Here is a 22,181-nt window from a genome sequence, read left to right as displayed (position 1 = left end):
CCGTCACCGCTGGGCGGCGTCGATCAGGGCGTCTTCCTCGGCCATGTCGCGGTCGTGTCGCGGTCGCGCTGGGCGGCTCGGCCGGCCCTCGGCCTCCTCCCGCCGGTGGCGGCGCTCGGAGCGGATCGTGTACCAGATGAAGGCAAATCCCATGATCGCGAAGAGGATCCACTGGATCGCGTAGGACAGGTGCGGCCCGGGGTCGTCGGACGGCTCCTCCAGTGCGTTCGGCCGCTCGGCGGGGGAGGGGTCCTCCGAGACCATGAGCCCGTACGCGCCGGCGACCACGTTCTCCTCGCCGATCGCTGCGGCGACGGTGGGCACGTTCAACGTGGGCACCTGGCCGGGAGGCGCCGAGCGTCCGGAGCGCGGCAGGGGTTCGCTCGGCCGGAGTCGCACCTCGACCGACACGATCCCCGTCGGGGGAGCCGGCACCGCGTCGGGCTCCGGCTGTTCGCGGCCGGGGGGCACCCAGCCGCGGTCGACGACGACGATGCGGCCGTCCTCGGTCCGCAGGGGGACCAGCACCTCGAACGCGCTCGTGCCCCCGTGCGGGCGGTTGCGCACGAGCGTCTGCTGATCGGTGAGGTACTCGCCGGTCAGACGCACCGGACGCCAGGTGTCCGCGGCCGCGAACTCGCTCCCGAGCGGGATGACTTCTTCCAGCGCCACCGGCGTCGCGTCGTAGTTGGACGCGACCAGGTCGAGCTGGGCGTTGCGTTCAGCCGAGCGGGCGAACTGCCAGTTCGCCAAGAACCCGCACGCGATGGCGAAAGCCACCGCGAACGCCACGTAGCCAGCCCATCGGGCCCACCGTCTGCCGTTCATGGTGCGGGCACGACCTCCACGGCCTCCACCGTGACTGGGAAGTCCCGTGCACGAAGGTAGTCCCGCAGAAAGTCGACGTGCGCGTCGCATGCCGTCCAGATCTTGCGCCGGTCAGCGGTGTGGATGCGCGGGTTGCGCCACACCACCCGCCACCGCGCGGCCGCACGGCACCCGGCGCGGGAGCACGCCACGTCGGTCACTGCACGCCTCGCGCTGGGGTCGCGCCGTCGGTGTCGCCAGGGAGTTCCCGCGTCTCGTTCACCTGGATGACACGTGGGGGTGCGGGCCCAGCATCCGCCGGCGGCGGGCCGGTGAGGGCACGATCGGGTGACATGGCATCGACCGGGCGCCCCTGGGAGGCGACGTTGGCGACGACGACCGCGACGTACGGCAGGAATGCCGCACCCGCCGCGAACAGCCACGTGTACCACCCGTACGGGGTCACGACGACCGTGAGGACGAAACACGCGACGCGCACGCTCATCATGACGAAGTACTTCGTCATGCGGGCGTGCGCGTCGTCCCGCGGTGCGCGGGGAAGCGAGGTGGCCGACTGCGGCGAAACGGAGCGTCTCACGGTCTTTCCAGACTACGCCGAACCGCGGCGAGGTGGTGGTCAGTACGTTTGGAAGTTCTGCTGAGAGGCCCAGGTCACGAACGCCAAGAACGAGATGAGGCCGATGACCGCGAGAGCCAGGCCGATCCAACCCAGGATCACACCGGTGAGCGCCATGCCACGACCGTTCTCGCCGGAGCTCTTCAGCTGATTCAGCGAGATGTGGCCCATGATGGCGCCCGCGAGAGAGCCGATCACCGGCAAGATCATGATGAACCCGAGGATCGACGCGATCATCGAGATGATGGCGAGGACGTTGGTCTTCGGGGCGGCGTACCCGGGCGCCGGGGTGCCGTACGCGGGCGGGGCCTGCGTCGGGTAGGCGGGCGTCTGGTACGCCGGCGCCTGCGGCGCGGAGCCCGTGTAGGGGGGCGGCGTCGGGGACGCAGGGGTCGGGCTGTTGCCCGGAGGGGTGACGTTCGAATCGCTCACTGGCGACTCCTTTCAAAGCCGGTGTGGTTCCAGCCTATCGCCCGGATAGGCTGTTCGAGTCTTGCCCGCGCCACAGGAGAACCATGTCCAGCGATCACGTCGTCCTCATCACCGGTGGAAACCGCGGCATCGGTCGCGCCATCGCCGAACGCTTCGTCTCCGACGGCTACCGGGTCGCCGTCACCGCGCGCTCGGGTGAGGGCCCTGCCGGCACCCTCACCGTGACCGCCGACGTCACCGACGCGGCGTCGCTCGATGCCGCCTTCGCCGTCGTGGAACAGGAGTGGGGCGCACCCACGATCGTCGTCGCCAACGCGGGCATCACGAAGGACACGCTGCTGCTGCGGATGAGTGACGACGACTTCGACTCCGTCGTGGCCACGAACCTGGGTGGCACGTTCCGCGTCGTCAAACGCGCGGCGAAGGGAATGCTGCGCGCCAAATGGGGGCGTGTGATCCTCATCTCCAGTGTCGTGGGGCTGTACGGGTCCGCCGGACAGGTCAACTACGCGGCCTCGAAGTCCGCCCTCGTCGGGTTCGCGCGCTCGCTCACCCGCGAGCTCGGGGGCCGCGGCATCACCGCCAACGTCGTCGCCCCGGGCTTCATCGAGACCGACATGACCGCCCAGCTGCCCGAACAGACGCAGGCGGATTACAAGAAGAACATTCCCGCCGGACGTTTCGCGACGACCGACGAGGTGGCCGGCGTCGTCGCCTGGCTCGCCGGGGACGGGGCCGCCTACATCTCCGGCGCCGTGATCCCGGTGGACGGTGGCCTGGGCATGGGGCACTGAGGCTTCCTCGCCCGCGCCGCGTCGCTCACGGCAGGAGCGGGATCACCTCGGCGAGATCGAGCGGTCCGATCACGAGGTCGGCCTGCGCCCGCACGACGGGTTTTGCGTTGAAAGCGATCCCGAGGGCCGCCGCCGCCATCATGGCGAGGTCGTTCGCCCCGTCGCCGATCGCCAGCGTCCGGGGCGGGGGCACCCCGCGTTCGACGGCCCATTCCGAGAGCGTGGCGGCTTTGGCCGCGGCATCCACGATCGGTCCGTCGACCTCGCCGGTGAGTGCCCCGTCGGCGACCCCCAGCCGATTCGCGCGCCACACGTCGACCCCCAGCTGCGGTGCCACCACGTCGAGGATTTCATGGAACCCGCCCGAGACCACGCCCACCGCACCGCCGCGAGCGTGAACGGCGGCCACCAGCTCCGCCACCCCCGGTGTCGGCTCGATTCGGGCGAGCACGCGGGAGAACGCCGACGTCGGTACGCCCCGGAGCGCCTGAACGCGCGATCGAAGACTGGTGGCGAAATCGACGTCGCCGCGCATGGCCGCCTCGGTCGCCGCGGCGACCTCGGCACCACGACCAGCCTCATCGGCGATGAGCTCGATGACTTCGTTGCGGATGAGGGTGGAGTCGGCGTCGAGGACGACGAGGAAGCGGGCGTGGGGCACGCCCACCACGGTAGCGGTGTCGGCGGTCACCCGGAGACGACGCGCCCCTTGCCGACGACCGTGATGCCGGAGTCGGTCACGGTGAAGCCGCGCTCCCGGTCGCGCTCCCGGTCCACGCCGACCGTCGCGCCCGGTTCGAGCACGACGTTCTTGTCGAGAATCGCCCGGTGGACACGGGCGCCGGCACCGACGTTGACCGCATCGAACAGAACCGAGTCGGTGATCGTCGAGCCGCCGCCGGACAGGGTCCACGGGCCCACGACACTACGCTCCAGGTGCGTTCCCGACAGGACCGAGCCGAGTGAGACGATCGAGTCGATCGCGTTCCCCATCCGTCCCACGCCGTCGCGCACGAATTTGGCCGGCGGTGAGTTGACCGCCTGCGAGTGGATGGGCCAGTCCATGTTGTAGAGGTTGAACACCGGCAACGTGCTGATGAGGTCCATGTGGGCGTCGAAGAACGAATCAATGGTCCCGACGTCGCGCCAGTAGTCCTTGTCGCGTGCGGTCGAGCCCGGGACGTCGTTGGCCTTGAAATCGTAGACAGCGGCCTCCCCGCGGCCAACGAAGTAGGGGATGATGTCGCCGCCCATGTCGTGGTTCGAGCTGGACAGCTCCCCGTCGGACTCGACGGCTTCGATCAGCGCGTCGGTGTTGAAGATGTAGTTGCCCATCGAGGCGAGGACCTCGTTCGGACTGTCGACCAGACCGGTAGGGTTCTTCGGCTTCTCGAGGAACTCCCGAATCGACCGGCCGTCCTCGGGGTCGACGTCGATCACGCCGAACTGATCGGCCAGGGAGATGGGCTGGCGGATGCCCGCCACGGTGGCCCGCGCCCCGGATTCGATGTGCGCCTGCAGCATCTGGGTGAAGTCCATCCGGTACACGTGGTCGGCGCCGATCACCATGACGATGTCGGGCTTCTCGTCGTGGATCAGGTTGAGTGATTGCAAAATGGCGTCGGCCGAGCCTGAGAACCATCGTTTGCCGAGGCGTTGCTGGGCGGGCACAGAGGCCACGTAGGAGTTCAGGAGCGCAGACATCCGCCACGTCTGCGAGACGTGGCGGTCCAGGCTGTGGGACTTGTACTGCGTGAGCACCACGATCTGCCGCAACCCCGAGTTGATGAGGTTTGAGATCGCAAAGTCGATGAGGCGATATTGACCTCCGAAAGGCACCGCGGGCTTTGCGCGGTCGATCGTGAGGGGCATGAGTCGCTTGCCCTCGCCGCCGGCGAGGATGATTCCGAAGACCTTAGGGGATGGCATGTGACCACAATATGCCTCGCGCGCGCGTCTGTATGTAATAGGTTTCCTGTCATGCGTGTGGACATCATCACGAAGGAATACCCCCCGGAGATCTACGGCGGCGCGGGAGTGCACGCCACCGAACTCGTTGCTGCGCTCCGACGCGACATCGAGGTGCAAGTGCGCGCCTTCGGCCGCCCCCGCGAAGAAGACGACACGACCGCCTACGAGGTGCCGGCCGAACTGGCCGCGGCGAACGCCGCGATCCAGACGCTCGGCACCGACCTGGAGATCGTCGGTGACGTCGCCGGCGCCGACGTCGTGCACTCGCATACCTGGTACGCGAATTTCGCGGGACACCTCGCCGCGTTGCTGCACGGCATCCCCCACGTCGTGACCGCCCATTCGCTGGAACCGCTCCGCCCCTGGAAAGCGGAGCAACTCGGCGGCGGATACGCGGTGTCGAGTTACATCGAGAAGACGGCGTACGAGGGTGCAGCCGCCGTCATCGCCGTGAGCGAGGGGATGCGTCGTGACATCCTCCGCAGCTACCCCTCGCTGGATCCCGCCAAGGTGCGGGTGATCTACAACGGCATCGACGTGCAATCGTGGCGCCCCGTCGAAGACCCCGCCCTGCTGGAACGGCTCGGCGTCGACCCCGCGCGGCCGTCCGTCGTGTTCGTGGGACGGATCACACGCCAGAAAGGCCTGCCGTACTTCCTGCGTGCTGCCGAGCATCTGCCCCCCGAAGTGCAGATCGTCCTGTGCGCGGGAGCGCCAGACACGCCGGAGATCATGGCCGAGGTGCAGACCCTGGTGCGCGCGCTGCAGCAGACACGCAACGGGGTGGTGTGGGTCGAGGAGTTCCTGCAGCGCGACCAGCTGTGCGCGATTCTTAGCACCGCGACCACCTTCGTGTGTCCGTCGGTGTACGAACCGCTCGGCATCGTGAACCTGGAAGCCATGGCCTGCGGCGCGGCGGTGGTCGGCACCGCCACCGGCGGCATCCCCGAGGTCGTCGTCGACGGCGTGACCGGCAGGCTCGTCCCCATCGACCAGGTGCAGGACGGTACCGGCACCCCGGTCGACCCAGACCGCTTCGTCGCGGACCTGGCCGCCGCTCTCACCGAGGTCGTTGCCGACCCCGAGCGCGCGCGCGCGTACGGTCAGGCGGGGCGGCAGCGGGCGGCGGAGTCGTTCAGCTGGGCGGCGATCGCCGACGACACACGCCGGCTGTACCTCGAGGTGACCGGTCAGGCGCCGCCTGCCCGATAGGCTGGGGCCATGCCGCAGGTGCTCGAGTTCGCCGATGTGATCGTCACCCGCGACGGGCGCAACATCGTGGATCACGTCGACTGGCGGGTCAGCGACGACCAACGATGGGTCATCCTCGGCCCCAACGGTGCGGGGAAGACCACGTTGCTGCAGTTGGCCGCCACGCTGCTGCACCCCACATCCGGTCTCGTCACGATCCTCGACGAGACGATGGGACGCACCGACGTCTTCGAGTTGCGCCCGCGGATCGGCTTCGCATCCTCGGCGATGGCTCGGCAGGTTCCGCCGGACGAGACGGTCCTGAACGTGGTGTTGACGGCGGCGTTCTCCGTGCTGGGCCGCTGGAACGAGAACTACGAGCCCATCGACGAGAGCCGCGCGCGCCGTGTGCTGGCGGAGTGGCGTTTGGACGGCCTGGCCGACCGCACATTCGGCACGCTCTCGGACGGCGAGCAGAAGCGTGTGCAGATCGCGCGTTCGGTGATGACCGACCCGGAGATGCTGCTGCTGGACGAGCCCACCGCGAGCCTGGATCTGGGGGCGCGTGAGGAGCTGCTCGCGCTGCTCAGCGGCTACGCGCGAAGCCCGTACACACCGGCGATGGTTATGGTCACGCATCACGTGGAGGAGATCCCGGTCGGGTTCACGCACGTGATGCTGCTGCGCGAGGGACGGGTCGTCGCGCAGGGACCCGTCGCCGAGGCGCTGACGGCAGAATCGCTCAGTGCGGCGTTCGACACCCCGATCGTGTTGCACTCCGATGCCGGGCGGCACTCGGCGCGGGCGGCGGTCTGAGCCCTCGTCGCGCATGGCGGCGCCGGACTGATAGAATCGATCCTTGGTGCGTTTCGCACCGCAGACTTTGATCCGTCCTGGCAAAATCCAGGACACCAGGCGAAGGACCACCATGAAGACTGACATCCACCCCGAGTACCAGGCGGTCGTGTTCCGCGACCTGGGCTCCGGCGAGACCTTCCTCACCCGTTCCACCGTGACGAGCGAGAAGACGATCGAACTGGACGGCGAGACCTACCCGGTCATCGACGTCGAGATCTCGTCCGCGTCGCACCCGTTCTACACCGGAAAGCAGCGCATCATGGACTCGGCCGGCCGTGTCGAGAAGTTCAACCAGCGTTTCAAGAACTTCGGCAGCAAGTAAGCACGTCGCGCAGAGCCCCTCGCCCTTCGGGTCGTGGGGCTCTCGCATGCTCGGCGAGCACGGGAATGCCGTTCCCCGGCGAACACGCCGTCACCGGATCGGCCAGCCCCCGTCGACGGTTTCGTCCGCGCTGATCCGCCCCACCTTGATGAAGTACTCGGTGAGACTCGCTGCCTGGGCGCGGGCCCAGCCGATCTGTCGCGTGTGCAGCTCGGCGGCCGTCTCCGGGACGGGGAACCGGGAGACCATCGCCTGGGCGACCCGCCCGGCGGCAACGGCATCGGCAGCCGCTTCGTGGGCACCGTCGAGCGCGACCGCGTAATGCTCGGCCACGACGTCGAGGGTGCGTTTGCCTCGGCGATAACGGTCGAACGCTTTGTCAATGACGAACGGATCGATCACCGGCGACGGATCGTGCAGCGGCGTCACGCCGTGCCGCTCGGCTTCATGCGCGAGCAGCGAGAAGTCGTAGGAGGCGTTGTAGGCGACCACCGGGATTCCTTGGTCGAACAGGCCACGCAACGCCGCAACCACCTCCGTGACGACCTCTGCGGCAGGGCGCCCAGCCTCGCGTGCGCGGGCGGTGGAGATGCCGTGCACGGCCGTGGCCTGCTCGGGAATGTCGATCCCGGGGTCGGCGAGCCAGTCCTGCGCGCGATGGATCGCCCCGCCGGTGCCGATCACGCCGACGTGAGCGGTGACGATGCGATCCTCGGACACGTCGATGCCGGTCGTCTCCAGGTCGAAGACCCCGACGATGCGTGACCATGCGGGAGCCTCCGCCTCCCACAGCGGCAGGGACTGGGCAATCCAGGTGTCCATGACTCGACGTTACGGCGGACCGCCGACATCGACCCGCAGCCCACGCCGTCCCGAGAAAGCGACGCCCTGGAGTGTCGTCTCTAGACTGGAGACGTGCCCGCACCCCACCCGTATGCCGCCCGCCTGGCACAGATCCCTGTTCGGCGCGACGACGTCGAGGTGCTCGGCACACCGACCGCCTACTGGACCTACGGGCCCGCTGACGCGACGCACACCGTCGTCGCGGTGCACGGGTTCCGCGGCGACCACCACGGGCTGGAGCCGGTCGTCGCCCATCTGGACGGGGTGCGCGTCATCTCACCCGATCTCCCGGGTTTCGGCGAGACCCCTCCGGTACCGGGACGGCAGCACACCCTGGAAACGTACGCCGATTGGCTCCTGGCCTTCACCGAGGCCGTCGCGCCCCGGGCGGTGATCCTCGGCCACTCCTTCGGCTCCCTCGTGGTCTCTGCGGCGGTCGCGCGAGGGCTGGCCGCGCCACGCGTCATCCTGGTCAACCCGATCGGTGCACCGGCGCTGGAAGGCCCGCGCGGCATCCTCACCCGTCTCGCCGTGTTCTACTACTGGGCCGGGGCCCGCCTGCCGCGGCGTCTCGGCGAGGGGCTCCTGCGCAGCCCTCTCATCGTCCGTGTGATGAGCGTTCAGATGGCCAAGACGCGTGACCGCGGCCTGCGTCGGTTCATCCACGCCCAGCACGACGCGTACTTCTCCCGGTTCGCCGACCGTGACGTGCTGCACGACGCCTTCGTCGCGTCGGTCTCCCATGACGTGCGGGCGTTCGCCCCCGAGATCACCGTTCCGGTACTGCTGATCGCCGCCGACCGCGACGACATCACTCCGATCGAGGCGGAGCGGACGCTCCAGACGATGTTCCCGGATGCCGTGCTGGTCGAACTGCCCGACGTCGGGCACCTCATCCACTACGAGACCCCCGAGCCGGCGGCCCGGGCCGTCATCCGCTTTCTCGACGAGGCGCCCGCCACGCCGCGGTGACGACCGTCGTCACGACGCGGGGCGCCCGTGGTCGAGCAGCTGCCGGATGCGATGACCGATGACCTCTTCCATGACCAGTGAGGTCTCGGTGCGCTCCACCCCGTCGATGGCGAGGATGCCCGCGTCAACATCGAACAGGTGCTTCGTGTCCCGCGCTGCGACGCGGACCATGAGGTCGACCGGGCCGCTCAGCCCGTGCGCCTGCACCACCTCCGGAATCTCCTGCAGCTCTTCGACGATGCGGGGGAGATCGGCCTGCCGCACCTGCACGGCGATCAGTGCCTCAATCGGATAGCCGAGGGCGTGGGTCGACATGGACCGCTCGAACGAGAGCAGCACCCCTGATCGGTCCAGCTTCGACATCCGCGCCTGCACCGTGTTGCGCGAGATGCCCAGACGATCGGCCAGCGCGACCACCGTCGCACGCGGATCGTCGGCCAGCGCGTTGAGCAACCGCACATCGACGGGATCGAGAGCACTCATCATGCGCGAGATTAGCACGTATACTCAATGCACCCTGTGCAACATGTTCAGACTATCGGCCCTTTTGTCATCGAAGTGCGCGGAAAGCGGCTCACGTCCAGTGAGCCGCGCCGCACGGGCTCACATAAATGTCTGAAGAATCCGGACAAGAGGATGCATGATGCTCAACGACAAGCGACCCACTTGAGCGAGGTGCGATCCGGGCGTAGCGTCGCAGACAACACGGCGACGACGCCGTGTTCGCAGATCTGAGCGGCGGCCCACAAGGCGCGCCGCACCGGAGGGGCGACGATGAACCGCATTCTGTCTCCGACCACCGACGAGACCACCGGGCTGGGTGATCCCCTGCGCCTGCTGACGCGCGACGGTGTGCGCCTGGCCCATCCGCTACTGGACCCGTGGATCGCCGACGTCGATGCCGGCTCCCTGCGGGACCTCTACCGGGACATGGTCCTCGCGCGCCGCGTCGACCTCGAAGGCGTCGCGCTGCAACGCCAGGGCGAGTTGGCGCTGTGGGCCCCCGCCGCGGGCCAGGAGGCGGTGCAGGTGGCAACGGCACACGCCTGTCGCGCCGACGACTTCCTGTTCCCGAGCTACCGCGAGCTCGGGCTGCTGCTGGTGCGCGGCGCCACGGCGCGCGACACCGTGCTCACGTGGCGCGGCGAACGCCTCTGCGCGTACGACCCCCACACCCTCTCGATCGCCCCCACGCAGATCATCGTGGGAGCCCAGTCGCTGCACGCGGTGGGGTACGGGATGGGTGTGCAACGAGACGGCGGCGACCAGGTGGCCGTGGCCTACTTCGGCGACGGCGCGACCAGCGAAGGCGACGTGCACGAGGCGATGGTGTTCGCCGCGTCCTTCCAGGCGCCGGTCGTCTTCGTCTGCTCCAACAACCAGTGGGCGATCTCGGAACCGGTCCGGGTGCAGTCCCGCGCACCGCTCGCGGCCCGGGCGCACGGACACGGCATCCCGAGTCTGCGGGTGGACGGCAACGACGCTCTGGCCTGCACCGCTGCCATGCGGTGGGCACTCGACCACGCCCGCCGCGGCCGCGGTCCCGCGTTCCTGGAGGCGGTGACCTACCGGATCGGTCCGCACACGACCTCGGACGACCCCACCCGCTACCGCGACGACGCCGACGTCGAGCAGTGGCGCCAGGCCGACCCGATCACCCGGTTCGACGCATACCTGCGGGCTCAGGGCATCATCGATGACGCCTTCGCCGGGGCGGCGCAGACGTCCGCCGAGGAGTTCGCCGCGGCGATGCGGCGCGAAGCCCACACCGCGGTCACCGACGAACCCGCGTCCGTGTTCGACCACGTCTATGTCGAGCCCCATCGCGGACTCGCCGAGCAGCGCACCCGCTTCTCGGCCTATCTGGACACGTTCGAGGAGGAGGAGTGATGGCGACGCTCACGATGGGCAAGGCCCTCGGGGCAGCCCTGGACCGGTCCCTCGCCGAAGACGAGCACGTCGTGCTGATGGGCGAGGACATCGGAAGACTCGGGGGAGTGTTCCGGGTCACCGACGGCCTGCTCGACACATACGGACCGCAACGGGTCATCGACACGCCGCTGGCGGAGGCGGGGATCGTGGGCACCGCGGTGGGTCTGGCGTTTCGCGGCTTCCGTCCCGTCGTGGAGATCCAGTTCGACGGCTTCGTCTACCCGGCGCTGGACCAGATCGTGTGCCAGGTGGCCAAACAGCACTACCGGACCCGGGGCGCGGTGACGATGCCGCTCACGATCCGGGTGGCCTGGGCCGGCGGGGTCGGCGCAGCCGAACACCATTCCGAATCGCCGGAGGCATACTTCGCACACACCGCGGGACTGCGCGTGCTGGCCGCGTCGCGCCCGGAGGACGCGTACACGATGCTGCGGCAGGCGATCGCGTGCGACGACCCCGTCGTCTTCCTCGAACCGAAACGGCTGTACCACACCAGGGGCGAAGTCGACCTCGATGCGCCCCTCGCCGACGCGCGGCCGATGGGTTTGGCCCGTGTGATCCGTGTCGGCAGCGACGCCACATTGATCGCCTACGGTGGTCAGGTGGAGGTCGCGGTGGATGCCGCGACCGCCGCCGAGGACGAGGGCATCTCGCTGGAAGTCATCGATCTGCGGTCCCTGTCACCGGTCGACTACGACACCCTCACCGCATCGGTGCGAAAGACGGGTCGTGTGGTCGTCGCTCACGAAGCAGCCCGCGAGGCGGGCCTGGGCGCAGAACTGGTCGCCACCATCACCGAGAAGTGCTTCTTCCACCTCGAAGCCCCTCCCGAGCGGGTCACCGGCCACGACATCCCCTACCCGCCCGCCAAACTGGAGCGGCATCACCTACCCGACCTCGACCGCATCCTCGACGCTGTGGACCGCGTCCTGGACCGGCCCCACAGCCTGTCACCGGTGGCACCGTGATCGCCCAGTTCCGCCTTCCCGACCTGGGGGAAGGGCTTCCAGAAGCGGAGATCGTGCGGTGGCACGTCGTGCCCGGGGACGACGTCGCCCTCAACCAGACGATCGCCGAGGTCGAGACCGCGAAGGCGGTCGTCGAGCTGCCTTCGCCCTACGCCGGTGTGGTCCAGCGACTCGAGCACGAGGCCGGGGCGACCGTGTCGGTCGGCGAGGTGCTGATCGTGTTCGAGGTGGCGGACGAACCGGTCTCCGCCGATGATCCGCACCCGAACCTCGTCGGCTACGGTGCCGCGGCCCACAGCGCCGAGCGACCGCGTCGGCGGGCGCGACGCCGCGGCGGCCCGGCCGCCGTCGACGCGAGCTGCCCGCGCCGTGCGGCGCTTCCAGAGCACGGCGACAGCCCGCACCGACCGGCGACGACACCGCCGGTGCGCGTGCTGGCGAAACAGCTGGGCGTGGACCTGACCACGGTCACCCCCACCGGAGGCGCGGGGCTAATCAGCCGTGCCGACGTGGAACGCGCCGCGCGGGCGGCGGACCCGGCGCTGGCACCCGCTGCCCCGGCCTCGGTGTCCGCCGAGCCCGCCCCGGCGCGCACGCCGATCCGCGGGCTGCGTCGGCGCACGGCGGATGCGGTCACCCGCAGCGCCTTCACCGCACCGCACGTGACGATGTTCCACACGATCGATGTCACCGCTACGCTGCACCTCATCGACGCCCTCCGCGACGACGCACGCCTGTCCAGGCACCGCATCGGCCTGCTGGCGGTCGTCGCGAAGGTCACGTGCGGCGCACTGCCGCAGCATCCGGCACTCAACTCCCAGTGGGATCAGGAGCACGGGCAGATCGTGCACCACCGGGATGTGAACCTCGGGATCGCCGTGTCGACCGAGCGGGGACTTTTGGTGCCCCACATCCCGGCGGCGCAGCGCATGAGCCTCACCGAGCTGTCCGACGCGCTGGGCGCGTTGACCCGCTCCGCCCGGGAGGGCACCGTGTCGCCGCGGCACCTCACCGGAGGGACGTTCTCGATCACGAACTTCGGCGTGTTCGGGATCGAAGCCGGCACACCGATCCTGAACCCACCGGAAGCGGGCATCCTCGGCGTCGGGGCGGTGGCCCGCCGCCCGTGGGAGCATCGCGGCAAGGTGAAACTGCGCTCGGTGATGACGCTCAGCCTCTCGTTCGATCACCGCCTGATCGACGGCGAGGGCGGAGCCGCGTTCCTCCGCGACGTGGGGGATGTGCTGGAGAACCCCGCCCGGGCGCTCGTGCGGTGACCGCGCCGCTCAGCGCCGCCCCACGGGCATGGTCAGCGCGGCCAGCGCCGCATCGGTGAGGATGCCGCGCACCGTGGCGTCGTCGGGCGCATCGCGCAGCCCCCGTACCGAATGCGGCGTGGAGTTGATGAGACCGAACCCGGCGTGCGCCTGTACTCGGAGCCGTTCCCGGGCCGCGGTGGGGTGCAGGTCGGCGAGCACATCGACCCATAGCTCGACGTAAGCGCGCTGCAGTCGGCGCACCTCGTGCCGCTCTTCGGGCGCCAGCCGGCCCAGATCGCGATCCTGCACGCGGATGACGTCGCTCTGGTCGAGGGCGAACCCGACGTGGAAGTCGATGAGCGCACGCAGGCGGTCCTGCGGGTCGGTGTGCTCGGTCATGCATACGCGACCGCCGTCGAGGAGTTGCGCACTCGTGCGCAGCAGCAGCGCCGCCAGCAGGTCCCTCTTGCCGCGAAAGTGCCGGTATACGGCCGGCCCGGTGACCCCCACGGCGGCACCGAGATCCTCGATGCTGACCCCGTCGAAGCCTGCTGCACTGAACAGTCGCGCCCCTTCCCGCAGCAGCGCCGCCGACCGGTCCGCCTTCGCGCGGTCGCGGGCGGTGCCGACGGGGGAGGCCGACATGTCAGCCTGCGTGCCCGGCGTACGAGACGAGCTGCAGCCGGTCGCGCTCAACCAGGAACGTGTGCACCGAGCCGTTCGCCAGGCGTTCCCCCGTCGCCGGGAACGCCCCCGCGGTCGCGTGCGAAATGAGAGTGCGAATCAAGGCGCCGTGCGAGACCGCCACGACGTTCGGAGCGATCGGCGCGGTGGCACGCCGGGCATCCCGGATGAGCAGACGCAGGCCCGTCAGCGCACGCGTGCGGACCTGGGTGGCCTCCTCCGCACCGGGGACGCGGGCGGTGTGCCAGTCGCCCCAGCGGCGGTAGAACTCTTCGATCCCGACGCCCTCCGCGTCGCCGTAGCCGCGTTCGCGTAACTGCGCGTACGTGCGCGGGGTCGCCACTCCCAGCTCCTCGGCGATGATGCTCGCGGTCTCACGGGCCCGGGACAGGTCGCTGGCGGCGACCACGACCGGGACGTCGCGCGGCAGAGCGTCGCGGAGGGTGCGGGCGGCGGTGCGTGCCTGACCGCGCCCGGTGTCGTTGAGCGGGACGTCGGTCGAGCCCTGGATGCGGCGCTGCGCGTTCCAGTCGGTCTCGCCGTGGCGAACGAGAGTGAGGGTCGTCACACCTCGAGCCTAACCGCGCCCGCACCCGCGCCGCCTCGGGTGCGCCCGGGAGGAGGCAGCGATCAGCGCAGCGCCGTGAGGGGGCCCACCAGCGCCTGCAGCACTTCCGTTGTTCCCGCATCGATCTTGACGGTCGCCTTGCGGTCGGCGCGTGTGTCGCCGCGGTTCACGATCACGACGGGGAGTTTGCGACGGCGCGCACGCTCGACGAGCCGGATGCCGGAGTTGACCACGAGCGACGAGCCGGCCACCAGGAGGGCATCGCTGGCGCGCACGAGCTGTTCGGCCTCATGGAACTTCTCCGAGGGGATGAACTCGCCGAAGAAGACGACGTCGGGCTTCAGGATGCCGGCGCACACGGTGCAGGCCGGCACCACCAGGCCGGCACTGGACTCGGGCAGGACGTCGCCGTCCGGGCCCAGCGCAACCGCGTCGGGCGAGGCGAGCCACGGGTTGTCGTGTTCGAGCCGGACCGCGAGATCACGGCGGTCGAAGATCTGGCCGCACCGGATGCACTGCACGCGGCGCATCGTGCCGTGCAGTTCGATCACCCGGCGGTTCCCGGCCCGGAGGTGGAGCCCGTCGACGTTCTGGGTGATCACCCCGGTCGCGACTCCCTGCGTCTCCAACGCCACCAAGGCCTCGTGACCGCCGTTGGGCTCGGTCGCCGCGAAGGTGCGCCAGCCCAGGTGGCTGCCCGTCCAGTAGCGACGCCGCGCATCCTCGCTGCCGAGGAACTGCTGCACCGTCATAGGGGTGCGCACCGGCGCGCCCTTGCCGCGGTAGTCGGGGATGCCCGAGTCGGTCGACACCCCGGCCCCGGTGAGCACGGCGACCTGTCGGCCCGCGAGCGCGTCCACCGCCCGCCCGATCGCGGCGGAGGTCGCGGAATCGAAGTGGAGCGTCGTGGTCACCCCCTGAGATTACGCCCGGGTCTTTTCGCGGAGGTTACGCGGCCATGCGAGAGTGTGTGCATGTCCATCGTGAGGATCGACGACCCGGCCGATCCCCGACTGGCCGACTACCGCGACCTGACCGACGTCGCGTTGCGGCGGGTTCGGGAGCCGGCCGAGGGCCTGTACATCGCCGAATCGGTGAAGGTCATCGCGCGCGCACGCGCCGCGGGGCACCGGGTGCGGTCGGTCCTGGTGCAGGAGAAATGGGTGCCGGAGGCGCAGGTGCTCGCCGATGAGGCGCCGTTGTACGTCGTGCCGGGTAACGTTGCCGAGCGGCTCACCGGCTACGCCGTCCACCGGGGCGCGCTGGCGGCTATGCAACGGCCCGTGCTGCCGCCGGTCGCCGAGATCGTCGGGGACGCCCGGCTGGTGCTCGTACTGGAGGACATCGTCGACCACACCAACGTGGGCGCCGCTTTCCGGGCGGCGGCGGGGTTGGGCGCGGATGCCGTGCTGGTAACCCCGCGCTGCGGCGACCCGCTGTACCGGCGAAGCATTCGGGTGAGCATGGGCACGGTGTTCCAGGTGCCGTGGACGCGGTTGCCGCCGTGGCCGGAGGCCGGGGGCATCCTCCACGAGGTGGGTCTCCACCTCGCCGCGCTCGCCCTCGCCGACGGGGCGGTGCCGCTGGACGCGTTCGCCGCCGCCCGGCCCGAGCGTGTCGCGCTGCTGCTGGGCGCCGAGGGCGACGGGCTGTCGCGCCGCGCTGTGGCGGCATCCGACAGTGTCGTCACGATCCCGATGAGCGGGGGAGTGGATTCCTTGAACGTCGCGGCGGCCGCCGCGGTCGCGCTCTGGGCGTTGCGCTGACGCGGTCTCAGCCGTCGGGGCCGGGGCGTGTGACGGGCGCCGGCTCGGGACGCTTCGCGGTGATCGCGTCGCCGCTGGACTGGTGACGCAGTCGCCGCAGCACCCACGGCACCAGGTGCGCTCGCGCCCACACCAAGTCTTCGGCCCGCGCCGCACGCCACGTGAGCGACGGCTTCGGGCGGGGCTCCATCGGCTGCAGCTCGTTGGGCACATTGAGGGCGCGCAGCACCATCCGCGCGACCTCGTGGTGGCCCAGCGCGTTCAGGTGCAGCCGGTCGTCGTCGAAGAACCGCGTGTCCTGAATCTCTTTGAGCGCCCACTGGTCGGCGACGATGGCGTCGTACCGGTCGGCGATGGCACGGATGTTCTCGTTGTAGATCGCGACCTTCCCGCGGATGCCGCGGAACACCGGCGTGAACTGCGTGTCGATGCCGGTGAACACCACGACCGACGCGCCCCGCGAGGACAGGCGGGCCACGGCATCCTCGAACTGCGCCGCGACGTCATCCGGATCGGACCCCGGCCGGATGACGTCGTTGCCGCCGGCGGAGAAGGTGACCAGATCGGGGCTCAGCGCCAGGGCGGGCTCGACCTGGTCCGCAACGATCTGGGCCATGAGCTTGCCGCGCACGGCGAGGTTCGCGTACGCGAAGTCGTCGACCTGGCTGCCGAGCACCTCCGCGACCCGGTCGGCCCAGCCGCGGTGGCCGCCCGGCAGCGACGGCTCGGGATCGCCGATCCCCTCCGTGAAGGAGTCGCCGATCGCGACCATCCGCCGCCACGGATGCGGGCGTTCGTTGGGTACGTAGGGGCTGCGGTGATGTTCTTCGGAAGATTCGTTCCTGCGCATGATGGTTCCTCGACTCGTGGTCGATTCGAGGCTACCTGTCCCCGGCCTGGCCTAGGGTGGTCGTTCGTGACCGGACAGGAACAAGAGCATTTCGGCAGCTTCGCCGCCGAGCACCTGTCCCCGTCGTATCCGCAGCGTGCCCCCTGGGGCACCGCCCAGAATCTGCGAGCGTGGCAGGCGGAGGCGCTGGAGGCGTACTTCGAGGCGGACGGGCCCGACGGCGTCGGCAAAGGACCCCGCGACTTCCTCGCCGCGGCCACCCCGGGAGCGGGGAAGACGACGTTCGCGTTGCGTCTGGCGAGCGAACTGATGCGGCGCGGGGTCATCGAACGCATCGTCGTGGTCGCACCCACCGAACACCTGAAGACGCAGTGGGCCGACGCCGCCGCGCGTGTGTCGATCCGGCTCGATCCGCGGTTCAGCAACCGACACCACACGCCGGCACGCCACTACCACGGCGTCGCCGTCACCTACGCGCAGGTCGCCGTGAAGGCGTCCGTCCACGAGACGCTCGTTCTCGACGCACGCACGCTCGTCATCCTCGACGAGGTCCACCACGGAGGGGACGCGCTCAGTTGGGGTGACGCGCTGCGCGAGGCCTACGGGCGGGCGACGCGACGGCTGCTGCTGAGCGGCACCCCGTTTCGCAGCGACACCGCAGCGATCCCGTTCGTGGAGTATCACCCCGACGAGAAGGGCATCCGCCTGTCCCGCACCGACTACAACTACGGCTACGGTCGCGCGCTCGCGGACGGGGTCGTGCGGCCGGTGCTGTTCCACGTGTACGCGGGCAGGATGCGCTGGCGCACGAGCGCCGGCGACGAGCTGGAAGCCCACCTCGGGCAGGACAACACCAAAGACGTGACGGCGCAGGCCTGGCGCACCGCGCTCAGCCCCGAGGGCGAGTGGATCCCCGCCGTGCTGACCTCGGCGGACCGTCGGCTCACCGAGATGCGCGGCGAAGTCCCCGACGCCGGGGGGCTGGTCATCGCGACCGACCAGACCGCCGCCCGAGCCTACGCGACGATTCTTCGAAGCATCACGGGGGAGGACCCCACAGTGGTGCTGTCCGACGACAGCGCCGCCTCGGCGCGGATCGAGACGTTCGCGCAGTCCAACAGCCGCTGGATGGTGGCGGTGCGTATGGTCTCCGAGGGGGTGGACGTTCCCCGCCTCGCCGTCGGGGTCTACGCGACGAGCGCTTCGACACCGCTGTTCTTCGCGCAGGCGATCGGCCGTTTCGTGCGCGCCCGACGGCGCGGTGAGGCCGCCTCGGTGTTCCTCCCCAACGTGCCGCAGTTGCTCGCCCTCGCCGAAGAACTGGAACGGCAACGCGACCACGCGCTGGACCGCGAAGGCACCGACGACGGCCTCGATGACGACCTGCTGGAGCAGGCCGAACGCGAGGACGACGCCTCCGACGCGCTGACGGAGGAGTTCAGTTACCAGGCGCTCGGGTCGATCGCGCACTTCGACCGGGTGCTCTACGACGGCCGCGAGTTCGGTCAGCTGGCCGTTCCGGGAACGCCGGAGGAGGAAGAGTTCCTGGGGTTGCCGGGCCTGCTCGAACCCGAACACGTGCATGACCTGCTGATGCAACGCCAAGCCCGGCAATCGCGGCACCGGGTGGCGCGTGAGTCCGCCGAGGCACAGGCGCGGGAACGGGGGGAGGCGCCGGGGCCCGGTGCCCTGCCCGCTCCGCTGCACCGCACCCTGCGGGAGCAGCGGCAGCTGCTCAACAGCCTGGTCGGTCTGTACGCGCGTCAGAGCGGGGAGCCGCACGGCGCCGTGCACGCGGAACTGCGACGACTGTGCGGCGGCCCCGCGGTGGCGCAGGCGACGGTCACGCAGTTGCAAGCGCGGATCGATCTGCTCCGCTCCCGGGTCCGCTCGTAGCCGGGCTACCCTCGCGACATGAGGGGGCACTACGCGTTTGTGAGCCGGTGGCGGATCGACGCGCCGCCGGCACAGTGCTGGCGTGTGCTGTCGGATGCGCTGGCCGACGGCCGGGCGCCGTGGTGGCCCGCGGTGTCGTTCGACCCGGCCCCGCTCGCGGTGGGCCAGCGGCGCGCGCTGACGGTACGCAGTCCGCTGGGGTACCGGCTGCGCGTCGTCGTGGACGTGGTCGAGGTCGCTCCCGTCCGACGCGTCGAGATCACCGCATCCGGCGACCTACGGGGGCAGGGGCTGCTGGAGGTGAGTTCGCCCGCACCCGGCACGACCGTGCTGAGCTGGACGTGGCGGGTGGCGGTGCAGCGACGGTGGATGCGGTGGCTCAGCCCGCTGCTGCGACCGGTGTTCCGGCTCGCGCACCACCGGGTGATGGTGGTGGGGAAGCGCGGGATACGGCGCATCGCGGCATCCGCTTCGGGGCCCCGAAATGCTGGCAATCCGGGCGAATCGTACGAGGCGGGCGACAGGCCTCGCTAACGTGGACGGAGTCGCCCCCGTACTTTAGCGGTCGATCCGTCCCGAGATCGACCGCCCCGATCCGATCCCGGAGTCGCCGTGTCTTCCCCTGCCGTCCCCACTGCCGCCGACCGCCGCCGCTGGGCGCGCTACCTCGTTGACGAACGCGCCGAGGCGCGGGTCTATCGCGAGCTCGCCACCCGGCGTGACGGCGAGGAGCGCGACATTCTGCTGGCCCTGGCCGAGGCTGAAGGGCGCCACGAGGCCCACTGGCTGGAACTGCTCGACGGTGAACCGGAACGGCTCCCGCACCGCGGGTTCGGCGCCGTGCTGCTCGCCTGGATGGCGCGACGGTTCGGCTCGATCTTCGTGCTCGCCCTGGCCCAGAACGCAGAGAGCCGCTCGCCGTACGACGACGAACCGTATGCGACCGCGCAGATGGCGGCCGACGAGAAGGTGCACAGCGAGGTCGTGCGTGGACTCGCCGCCCGCGGCCGGCGCCGGCTGTCCGGATCGTTCCGAGCCGCCGTGTTCGGGGCGAACGACGGCCTGGTGTCGAACCTCGCCCTCGTGCTCGGGATCGGCGCGACCGGCGTGGCTCCGCAGTTCGTTCTGTTCAGCGGCATCGCCGGTCTACTCGCGGGGGCGCTGTCGATGGGAGCGGGGGAGTACGTCTCCGTCCGCTCGCAACGGGAGTTGCTGGACTCGACCGAGCCGTCCTCCGCCGCCGACGCAGTGCTGCCCGATCTGGACATCGACGCCAACGAACTCGCGCTCGTCTACCGTGCTCGCGGCCTGACCGAGGAGGAGGCTCTAGCCCGCGCGGAGCGCGCGTTGCGCTCCGCGCACAGCGAGGACGGCCCGCACCGTGACCGCCTGGATGCCGAGGCGTCCGATCACGAGGTGGTCGGTGGCGCGTTCGCGGCCGCCTCCTCCAGCTTCCTGTTCTTCGCCTCCGGAGCGATCATCCCGGTGTTGCCGTGGCTGTTCGGCATGTCGGGGCTGGCCGCCGTCGGACTCGCGCTGCTGATGGTGGGCTTGGCGCTGCTGGCCACCGGCGCCGCCGTCGGGCTGCTGTCGGGCGCGCCGCCGCTGCGGCGCGGCATCCGCCAGCTCGCGATCGGTTTCGGCGCGGCAGCGGTCACCTACGTGCTGGGTCTGGTGTTCGGGGTGTCGATGGGCTGAACGTGGTGCATCGATTGGGGTCGAACGTGGTAAGGTCGATCTTCGGTTGGTGACAACCACACTCACGCGCGGGTGGCGGAATAGGTAGACGCGCTAGCTTGAGGTGCTAGTGCCCGTATTAGGGCGTGGGGGTTCAAGTCCCCCCTCGCGCACGCAATAGAAACAGCCCCTGATCAGGAGTTTTAGGCTCCGAGTCAGGGGCTGTTTCGCGCGAAAGTGCTAGAAAAAGTGCTAAGCCCTGCGCGATGAGTCGATACGGTAGTGGTTGAAGGCGCATGTGAACGGAGGGCCATTGACCGTGCCGGGTGGAGTCATCTGGGAGAGCTTGGTTTCGGAGTCGCAGTTTGCGACGGATCTGACCGTCTCGGGGCTCCGCAGACTGGCGACAGTCCCGATCGGGCGTTGGGTTCCGGCGACGACATTGACTTTGATCGAAGTTACCCACTGCACGTCGGTCTCCACTCGTTCACAAGCGGGCTCGAACGTCTCTGTAAGATCGCTATCGCGTGTCATGGCCTCGCCCTGCGTGTCAGGGTTGGGTGAGTCCACCGGTTCATAGCATGTCCGTCTTCGCGGGGTGTTGAAGGATCACGTGTCTGATGAGTGTGAGTTCTCTGGTCGCCGTTTCCGCGGTCGCCGATGATGGAGTGGTGTCCGTTCCGTCGAATCCTGTTGGTCGTGCTCGTCGTCGCTCGTTCACGCCAGCACAGAAACTGAAGTACCTGTCCGAGTACGAGGTCGCTTGCGAGACCGGGCAAGGCAACGCGTACTTGCGTGGCGAGGGGTTGTATTCGTCGTTGATTTCGGAGTGGCGTCGGCAGCGTGATGCGGGCTTGTTCGATGGGAAGAGTCCGGGCGAACCCGTCGGCCGGCCGTCGCGGGAGCAGGCCGAGCTTGCCCGGGTGAAGGCGCAGTTGCGGCGGGCTGAGAAGGAGCGTGATACCGCGGAGGCCGCGCTGGAGATCATGGGAAAACTGCACGCGCTCTTGGAGCAGATCTCCGAGAGCGCGGACACCGACGATCAGCGCGGGAAGCGCTCATGACGGCCTCCCAGGACCTGGCCCGGGCGGGCGTGTCGACCCGGCAGGCCGCCGTGCTGACCGGGGTGCCACGCGCGACCGCAGCGCGCGCGAAGGCCCCCTCCCCGAAAACCGACCCTGCGCCGCGGCCTGAGCCGGTGAACGAGTTGTCCTGTCCGGAGCGAGCCCGGGTGCTGGAGGCGCTCAACAGTGACGAGTTCGTCGATAAGCCGCCGTTACAGGTCTACGCGGTCCTCCTTGAACGCGGCCAGTACGTCGCCTCGGTGTCAACGATGTACCGGGTCCTCGCCGAGAACGCGCAAGTGAGGGAACGCCGCCGGCTCGCGTCACACCCGCCGCGGAAGGTCCCGGAACTGGTCGCGACCGCACCCGGTCAGGTCTACAGCTGTTATGCCGATGTCGTGGTTATGCCGATGTTGCGGCCGGACCCCAGCTCTGGGGCGGTCTCCGGGCCGGGGAGGTCGGCATAATCAGAGGGCGTCGAGGAAGGCGAGCACGGCGTCCGGTGGCCGGTAGCGGGCTTGTGGTGTGGTCGCGACTGGCGCAACCTTCGCGATGGCGTTCTCCTTCAGAGTCAGGTCGGCATGGATGTAGATGTTGGTTGTGGCGATCTGCTCGTGGCCGAGCCAGAGCGCGATTACGGTCGTGTCGACACCGGCGTGGAGGAGCCGCATCGCCGCGGTGTGCCGCAGC

The 22,181-nt window shown here is 69.6% G+C and carries 27 protein-coding genes and 1 tRNA gene; 15 read left to right on the top strand and 13 right to left on the bottom strand.

Annotation, left to right across the window (positions count from 1 at the left end; translation table 11 throughout):
- Positions 1-3: 3 nt before the first annotated feature.
- Genes ACK5KK_RS12450 through ACK5KK_RS12435 form a run of 4 tightly spaced genes read right to left on the bottom strand, consistent with a single transcriptional unit; the run spans position 4 to position 1,876 of the window.
- Positions 4-828 carry an SURF1 family protein gene (locus ACK5KK_RS12450; RefSeq protein ID WP_416890402.1) on the bottom strand — a complete coding sequence of 275 codons (825 nt, stop codon included), beginning with the start codon at positions 826-828 and terminating at the stop codon, positions 4-6.
- The gene (locus ACK5KK_RS12445) at positions 825-1,028 is read right to left on the bottom strand and encodes a hypothetical protein (protein ID WP_416890401.1); all 204 of its coding nucleotides are present in this window, start codon (positions 1,026-1,028) and stop codon (positions 825-827) included. Before ACK5KK_RS12445 ends, ACK5KK_RS12450 begins: the two co-directional genes overlap by 4 nt.
- Complete coding sequence (locus ACK5KK_RS12440; RefSeq protein WP_416890400.1) at positions 1,025-1,405, bottom strand: DUF3099 domain-containing protein; 381 nt, start codon at positions 1,403-1,405, stop codon at positions 1,025-1,027. Before ACK5KK_RS12440 ends, ACK5KK_RS12445 begins: the two co-directional genes overlap by 4 nt.
- A 39-nt stretch (positions 1,406-1,444) precedes the next feature.
- Complete coding sequence (locus tag ACK5KK_RS12435) at positions 1,445-1,876, bottom strand: DUF4190 domain-containing protein (protein ID WP_416890399.1); 432 nt, start codon at positions 1,874-1,876, stop codon at positions 1,445-1,447.
- Between the two features lie 83 nt (positions 1,877-1,959).
- Between ACK5KK_RS12435 and fabG the strand changes: the two genes are divergently transcribed.
- Positions 1,960-2,670 carry a 3-oxoacyl-ACP reductase FabG gene (gene fabG, locus ACK5KK_RS12430; protein ID WP_416890398.1) on the top strand — a complete coding sequence of 237 codons (711 nt, stop codon included), beginning with the start codon at positions 1,960-1,962 and terminating at the stop codon, positions 2,668-2,670.
- Between the two features lie 25 nt (positions 2,671-2,695).
- On the opposite strand, the gene serB is transcribed toward fabG, so the two are convergent.
- Together serB and glgC are read right to left on the bottom strand one after the other, a co-directional pair.
- The gene (serB, locus tag ACK5KK_RS12425) at positions 2,696-3,331 is read right to left on the bottom strand and encodes a phosphoserine phosphatase SerB (protein ID WP_416890397.1); all 636 of its coding nucleotides are present in this window, start codon (positions 3,329-3,331) and stop codon (positions 2,696-2,698) included.
- A gap of 26 nt (positions 3,332-3,357) precedes the next feature.
- Positions 3,358-4,599, bottom strand: coding sequence for a glucose-1-phosphate adenylyltransferase (gene glgC / locus ACK5KK_RS12420; protein WP_416890396.1), 1,242 nt, complete (start codon positions 4,597-4,599; stop codon positions 3,358-3,360).
- Positions 4,600-4,650: 51 nt separating this feature from the next.
- On the opposite strand from glgC, the gene glgA reads away from it, so the two are divergent.
- The 3 genes from glgA to ACK5KK_RS12405 all read left to right on the top strand — a co-directional run bounded on the left by glgA (position 4,651) and on the right by ACK5KK_RS12405 (position 7,012).
- Entirely contained in the window at positions 4,651-5,853 is a 1,203-nt protein-coding gene (glgA, locus tag ACK5KK_RS12415; RefSeq protein ID WP_416890395.1) for a glycogen synthase, read from the top strand.
- A gap of 9 nt (positions 5,854-5,862) precedes the next feature.
- On the top strand, positions 5,863-6,648 hold the full coding sequence (locus ACK5KK_RS12410) for an ABC transporter ATP-binding protein (RefSeq protein WP_416890394.1): 786 nt from the start codon (positions 5,863-5,865) through the stop codon (positions 6,646-6,648).
- A gap of 112 nt (positions 6,649-6,760) precedes the next feature.
- On the top strand, positions 6,761-7,012 hold the full coding sequence (locus tag ACK5KK_RS12405) for a type B 50S ribosomal protein L31 (protein WP_416890393.1): 252 nt from the start codon (positions 6,761-6,763) through the stop codon (positions 7,010-7,012).
- A gap of 90 nt (positions 7,013-7,102) precedes the next feature.
- Here the strand turns inward: ACK5KK_RS12405 and ACK5KK_RS12400 are convergent, their stop codons facing one another.
- On the bottom strand, positions 7,103-7,834 hold the full coding sequence (locus tag ACK5KK_RS12400; RefSeq protein WP_416890392.1) for an exonuclease domain-containing protein: 732 nt from the start codon (positions 7,832-7,834) through the stop codon (positions 7,103-7,105).
- A gap of 93 nt (positions 7,835-7,927) precedes the next feature.
- On the opposite strand from ACK5KK_RS12400, the gene ACK5KK_RS12395 reads away from it, so the two are divergent.
- Positions 7,928-8,827: an alpha/beta fold hydrolase gene (locus ACK5KK_RS12395; RefSeq protein WP_416890391.1), complete on the top strand. Its 900-nt coding sequence runs from the start codon at positions 7,928-7,930 to the stop codon at positions 8,825-8,827.
- A 9-nt stretch (positions 8,828-8,836) separates the two neighbouring features.
- On the opposite strand, the gene ACK5KK_RS12390 is transcribed toward ACK5KK_RS12395, so the two are convergent.
- Positions 8,837-9,310: an Lrp/AsnC family transcriptional regulator gene (locus ACK5KK_RS12390; protein WP_416890420.1), complete on the bottom strand. Its 474-nt coding sequence runs from the start codon at positions 9,308-9,310 to the stop codon at positions 8,837-8,839.
- A gap of 291 nt (positions 9,311-9,601) precedes the next feature.
- Between ACK5KK_RS12390 and pdhA the strand changes: the two genes are divergently transcribed.
- From pdhA to ACK5KK_RS12375, 3 genes are read left to right on the top strand one after another with little or no spacing between them, the layout of a single operon-like run.
- Positions 9,602-10,717: a pyruvate dehydrogenase (acetyl-transferring) E1 component subunit alpha gene (pdhA, locus tag ACK5KK_RS12385; RefSeq protein WP_416890390.1), complete on the top strand. Its 1,116-nt coding sequence runs from the start codon at positions 9,602-9,604 to the stop codon at positions 10,715-10,717.
- Positions 10,717-11,727 carry an alpha-ketoacid dehydrogenase subunit beta gene (locus tag ACK5KK_RS12380; protein ID WP_416890389.1) on the top strand — a complete coding sequence of 337 codons (1,011 nt, stop codon included), beginning with the start codon at positions 10,717-10,719 and terminating at the stop codon, positions 11,725-11,727. Before pdhA ends, ACK5KK_RS12380 begins: the two co-directional genes overlap by 1 nt.
- Positions 11,724-13,004, top strand: a complete 1,281-nt coding sequence (locus tag ACK5KK_RS12375) for a dihydrolipoamide acetyltransferase family protein (protein WP_416890388.1) — start codon at positions 11,724-11,726, stop codon at positions 13,002-13,004. The genes ACK5KK_RS12380 and ACK5KK_RS12375 overlap by 4 nt, the downstream gene beginning before the upstream one ends.
- A 9-nt stretch (positions 13,005-13,013) precedes the next feature.
- Here ACK5KK_RS12375 and ACK5KK_RS12370 read toward each other — a convergent pair whose 3' ends face one another.
- The 3 genes from ACK5KK_RS12370 to ACK5KK_RS12360 all read right to left on the bottom strand — a co-directional run bounded on the left by ACK5KK_RS12370 (position 13,014) and on the right by ACK5KK_RS12360 (position 15,152).
- Positions 13,014-13,631: a TetR/AcrR family transcriptional regulator gene (locus tag ACK5KK_RS12370; protein WP_416890387.1), complete on the bottom strand. Its 618-nt coding sequence runs from the start codon at positions 13,629-13,631 to the stop codon at positions 13,014-13,016.
- A gap of 1 nt (position 13,632) precedes the next feature.
- Positions 13,633-14,238, bottom strand: coding sequence for a histidine phosphatase family protein (locus ACK5KK_RS12365; RefSeq protein WP_416890386.1), 606 nt, complete (start codon positions 14,236-14,238; stop codon positions 13,633-13,635).
- A gap of 62 nt (positions 14,239-14,300) precedes the next feature.
- Positions 14,301-15,152, bottom strand: coding sequence for a Sir2 family NAD-dependent protein deacetylase (locus tag ACK5KK_RS12360; protein ID WP_416890385.1), 852 nt, complete (start codon positions 15,150-15,152; stop codon positions 14,301-14,303).
- Positions 15,153-15,212: 60 nt separating this feature from the next.
- On the opposite strand from ACK5KK_RS12360, the gene ACK5KK_RS12355 reads away from it, so the two are divergent.
- Positions 15,213-16,004 carry a TrmH family RNA methyltransferase gene (locus ACK5KK_RS12355; RefSeq protein WP_416890384.1) on the top strand — a complete coding sequence of 264 codons (792 nt, stop codon included), beginning with the start codon at positions 15,213-15,215 and terminating at the stop codon, positions 16,002-16,004.
- Between the two features lie 7 nt (positions 16,005-16,011).
- On the opposite strand, the gene ACK5KK_RS12350 is transcribed toward ACK5KK_RS12355, so the two are convergent.
- Positions 16,012-16,854, bottom strand: coding sequence for an SGNH/GDSL hydrolase family protein (locus ACK5KK_RS12350; RefSeq protein ID WP_416890383.1), 843 nt, complete (start codon positions 16,852-16,854; stop codon positions 16,012-16,014).
- A gap of 66 nt (positions 16,855-16,920) precedes the next feature.
- Here ACK5KK_RS12350 and ACK5KK_RS12345 point away from each other — a divergent pair, with 66 nt between their 5' ends.
- The 6 genes from ACK5KK_RS12345 to ACK5KK_RS12320 all read left to right on the top strand — a co-directional run bounded on the left by ACK5KK_RS12345 (position 16,921) and on the right by ACK5KK_RS12320 (position 21,958).
- Positions 16,921-18,750: a DEAD/DEAH box helicase gene (locus ACK5KK_RS12345; protein ID WP_416890382.1), complete on the top strand. Its 1,830-nt coding sequence runs from the start codon at positions 16,921-16,923 to the stop codon at positions 18,748-18,750.
- Positions 18,751-18,768: 18 nt separating this feature from the next.
- Positions 18,769-19,284: an SRPBCC family protein gene (locus ACK5KK_RS12340; RefSeq protein WP_416890381.1), complete on the top strand. Its 516-nt coding sequence runs from the start codon at positions 18,769-18,771 to the stop codon at positions 19,282-19,284.
- A gap of 78 nt (positions 19,285-19,362) precedes the next feature.
- Positions 19,363-20,448 carry a VIT1/CCC1 transporter family protein gene (locus ACK5KK_RS12335; protein WP_416890380.1) on the top strand — a complete coding sequence of 362 codons (1,086 nt, stop codon included), beginning with the start codon at positions 19,363-19,365 and terminating at the stop codon, positions 20,446-20,448.
- Positions 20,449-20,514: 66 nt separating this feature from the next.
- Positions 20,515-20,600: transfer RNA gene (locus tag ACK5KK_RS12330), tRNA-Leu, on the top strand.
- Positions 20,601-21,053: 453 nt separating this feature from the next.
- Complete coding sequence (locus ACK5KK_RS12325; RefSeq protein WP_416890379.1) at positions 21,054-21,491, top strand: transposase; 438 nt, start codon at positions 21,054-21,056, stop codon at positions 21,489-21,491.
- Positions 21,488-21,958, top strand: coding sequence for a hypothetical protein (locus ACK5KK_RS12320; RefSeq protein ID WP_416890378.1), 471 nt, complete (start codon positions 21,488-21,490; stop codon positions 21,956-21,958). The genes ACK5KK_RS12325 and ACK5KK_RS12320 overlap by 4 nt, the downstream gene beginning before the upstream one ends.
- Here the strand turns inward: ACK5KK_RS12320 and ACK5KK_RS12315 are convergent.
- The coding region (locus ACK5KK_RS12315) for a tyrosine-type recombinase/integrase (RefSeq protein WP_416890377.1) at positions 21,959-22,181 on the bottom strand (223 nt) is incomplete at its 5' end.

This window comes from Microbacterium sp. (genome assembly GCF_047972865.1).
Classification (GTDB): domain Bacteria; phylum Actinomycetota; class Actinomycetes; order Actinomycetales; family Microbacteriaceae; genus Microbacterium.
Note: the sequence above shows the minus strand (reverse complement) of the source record. Positions and strands in the feature narration are given on the sequence as shown.

Coding starts and splice junctions, on each gene's coding strand:
- ACK5KK_RS12450 (WP_416890402.1), bottom strand. CDS start 828: ATGAACGGCAGACGGTGGGCCCGATGGGCTGGCTACGTGGCGTTCGCG.
- fabG (WP_416890398.1), top strand. CDS start 1,960: ATGTCCAGCGATCACGTCGTCCTCATCACCGGTGGAAACCGCGGCATC.
- glgC (WP_416890396.1), bottom strand. CDS start 4,599: ATGCCATCCCCTAAGGTCTTCGGAATCATCCTCGCCGGCGGCGAGGGC.
- glgA (WP_416890395.1), top strand. CDS start 4,651: ATGCGTGTGGACATCATCACGAAGGAATACCCCCCGGAGATCTACGGC.
- ACK5KK_RS12410 (WP_416890394.1), top strand. CDS start 5,863: ATGCCGCAGGTGCTCGAGTTCGCCGATGTGATCGTCACCCGCGACGGG.
- ACK5KK_RS12405 (WP_416890393.1), top strand. CDS start 6,761: ATGAAGACTGACATCCACCCCGAGTACCAGGCGGTCGTGTTCCGCGAC.
- ACK5KK_RS12400 (WP_416890392.1), bottom strand. CDS start 7,834: ATGGACACCTGGATTGCCCAGTCCCTGCCGCTGTGGGAGGCGGAGGCT.
- ACK5KK_RS12390 (WP_416890420.1), bottom strand. CDS start 9,310: ATGAGTGCTCTCGATCCCGTCGATGTGCGGTTGCTCAACGCGCTGGCC.
- pdhA (WP_416890390.1), top strand. CDS start 9,602: ATGAACCGCATTCTGTCTCCGACCACCGACGAGACCACCGGGCTGGGT.
- ACK5KK_RS12380 (WP_416890389.1), top strand. CDS start 10,717: ATGGCGACGCTCACGATGGGCAAGGCCCTCGGGGCAGCCCTGGACCGG.
- ACK5KK_RS12370 (WP_416890387.1), bottom strand. CDS start 13,631: ATGTCGGCCTCCCCCGTCGGCACCGCCCGCGACCGCGCGAAGGCGGAC.
- ACK5KK_RS12355 (WP_416890384.1), top strand. CDS start 15,213: ATGTCCATCGTGAGGATCGACGACCCGGCCGATCCCCGACTGGCCGAC.
- ACK5KK_RS12350 (WP_416890383.1), bottom strand. CDS start 16,854: ATGCGCAGGAACGAATCTTCCGAAGAACATCACCGCAGCCCCTACGTA.
- ACK5KK_RS12340 (WP_416890381.1), top strand. CDS start 18,769: ATGAGGGGGCACTACGCGTTTGTGAGCCGGTGGCGGATCGACGCGCCG.
- ACK5KK_RS12320 (WP_416890378.1), top strand. CDS start 21,488: ATGACGGCCTCCCAGGACCTGGCCCGGGCGGGCGTGTCGACCCGGCAG.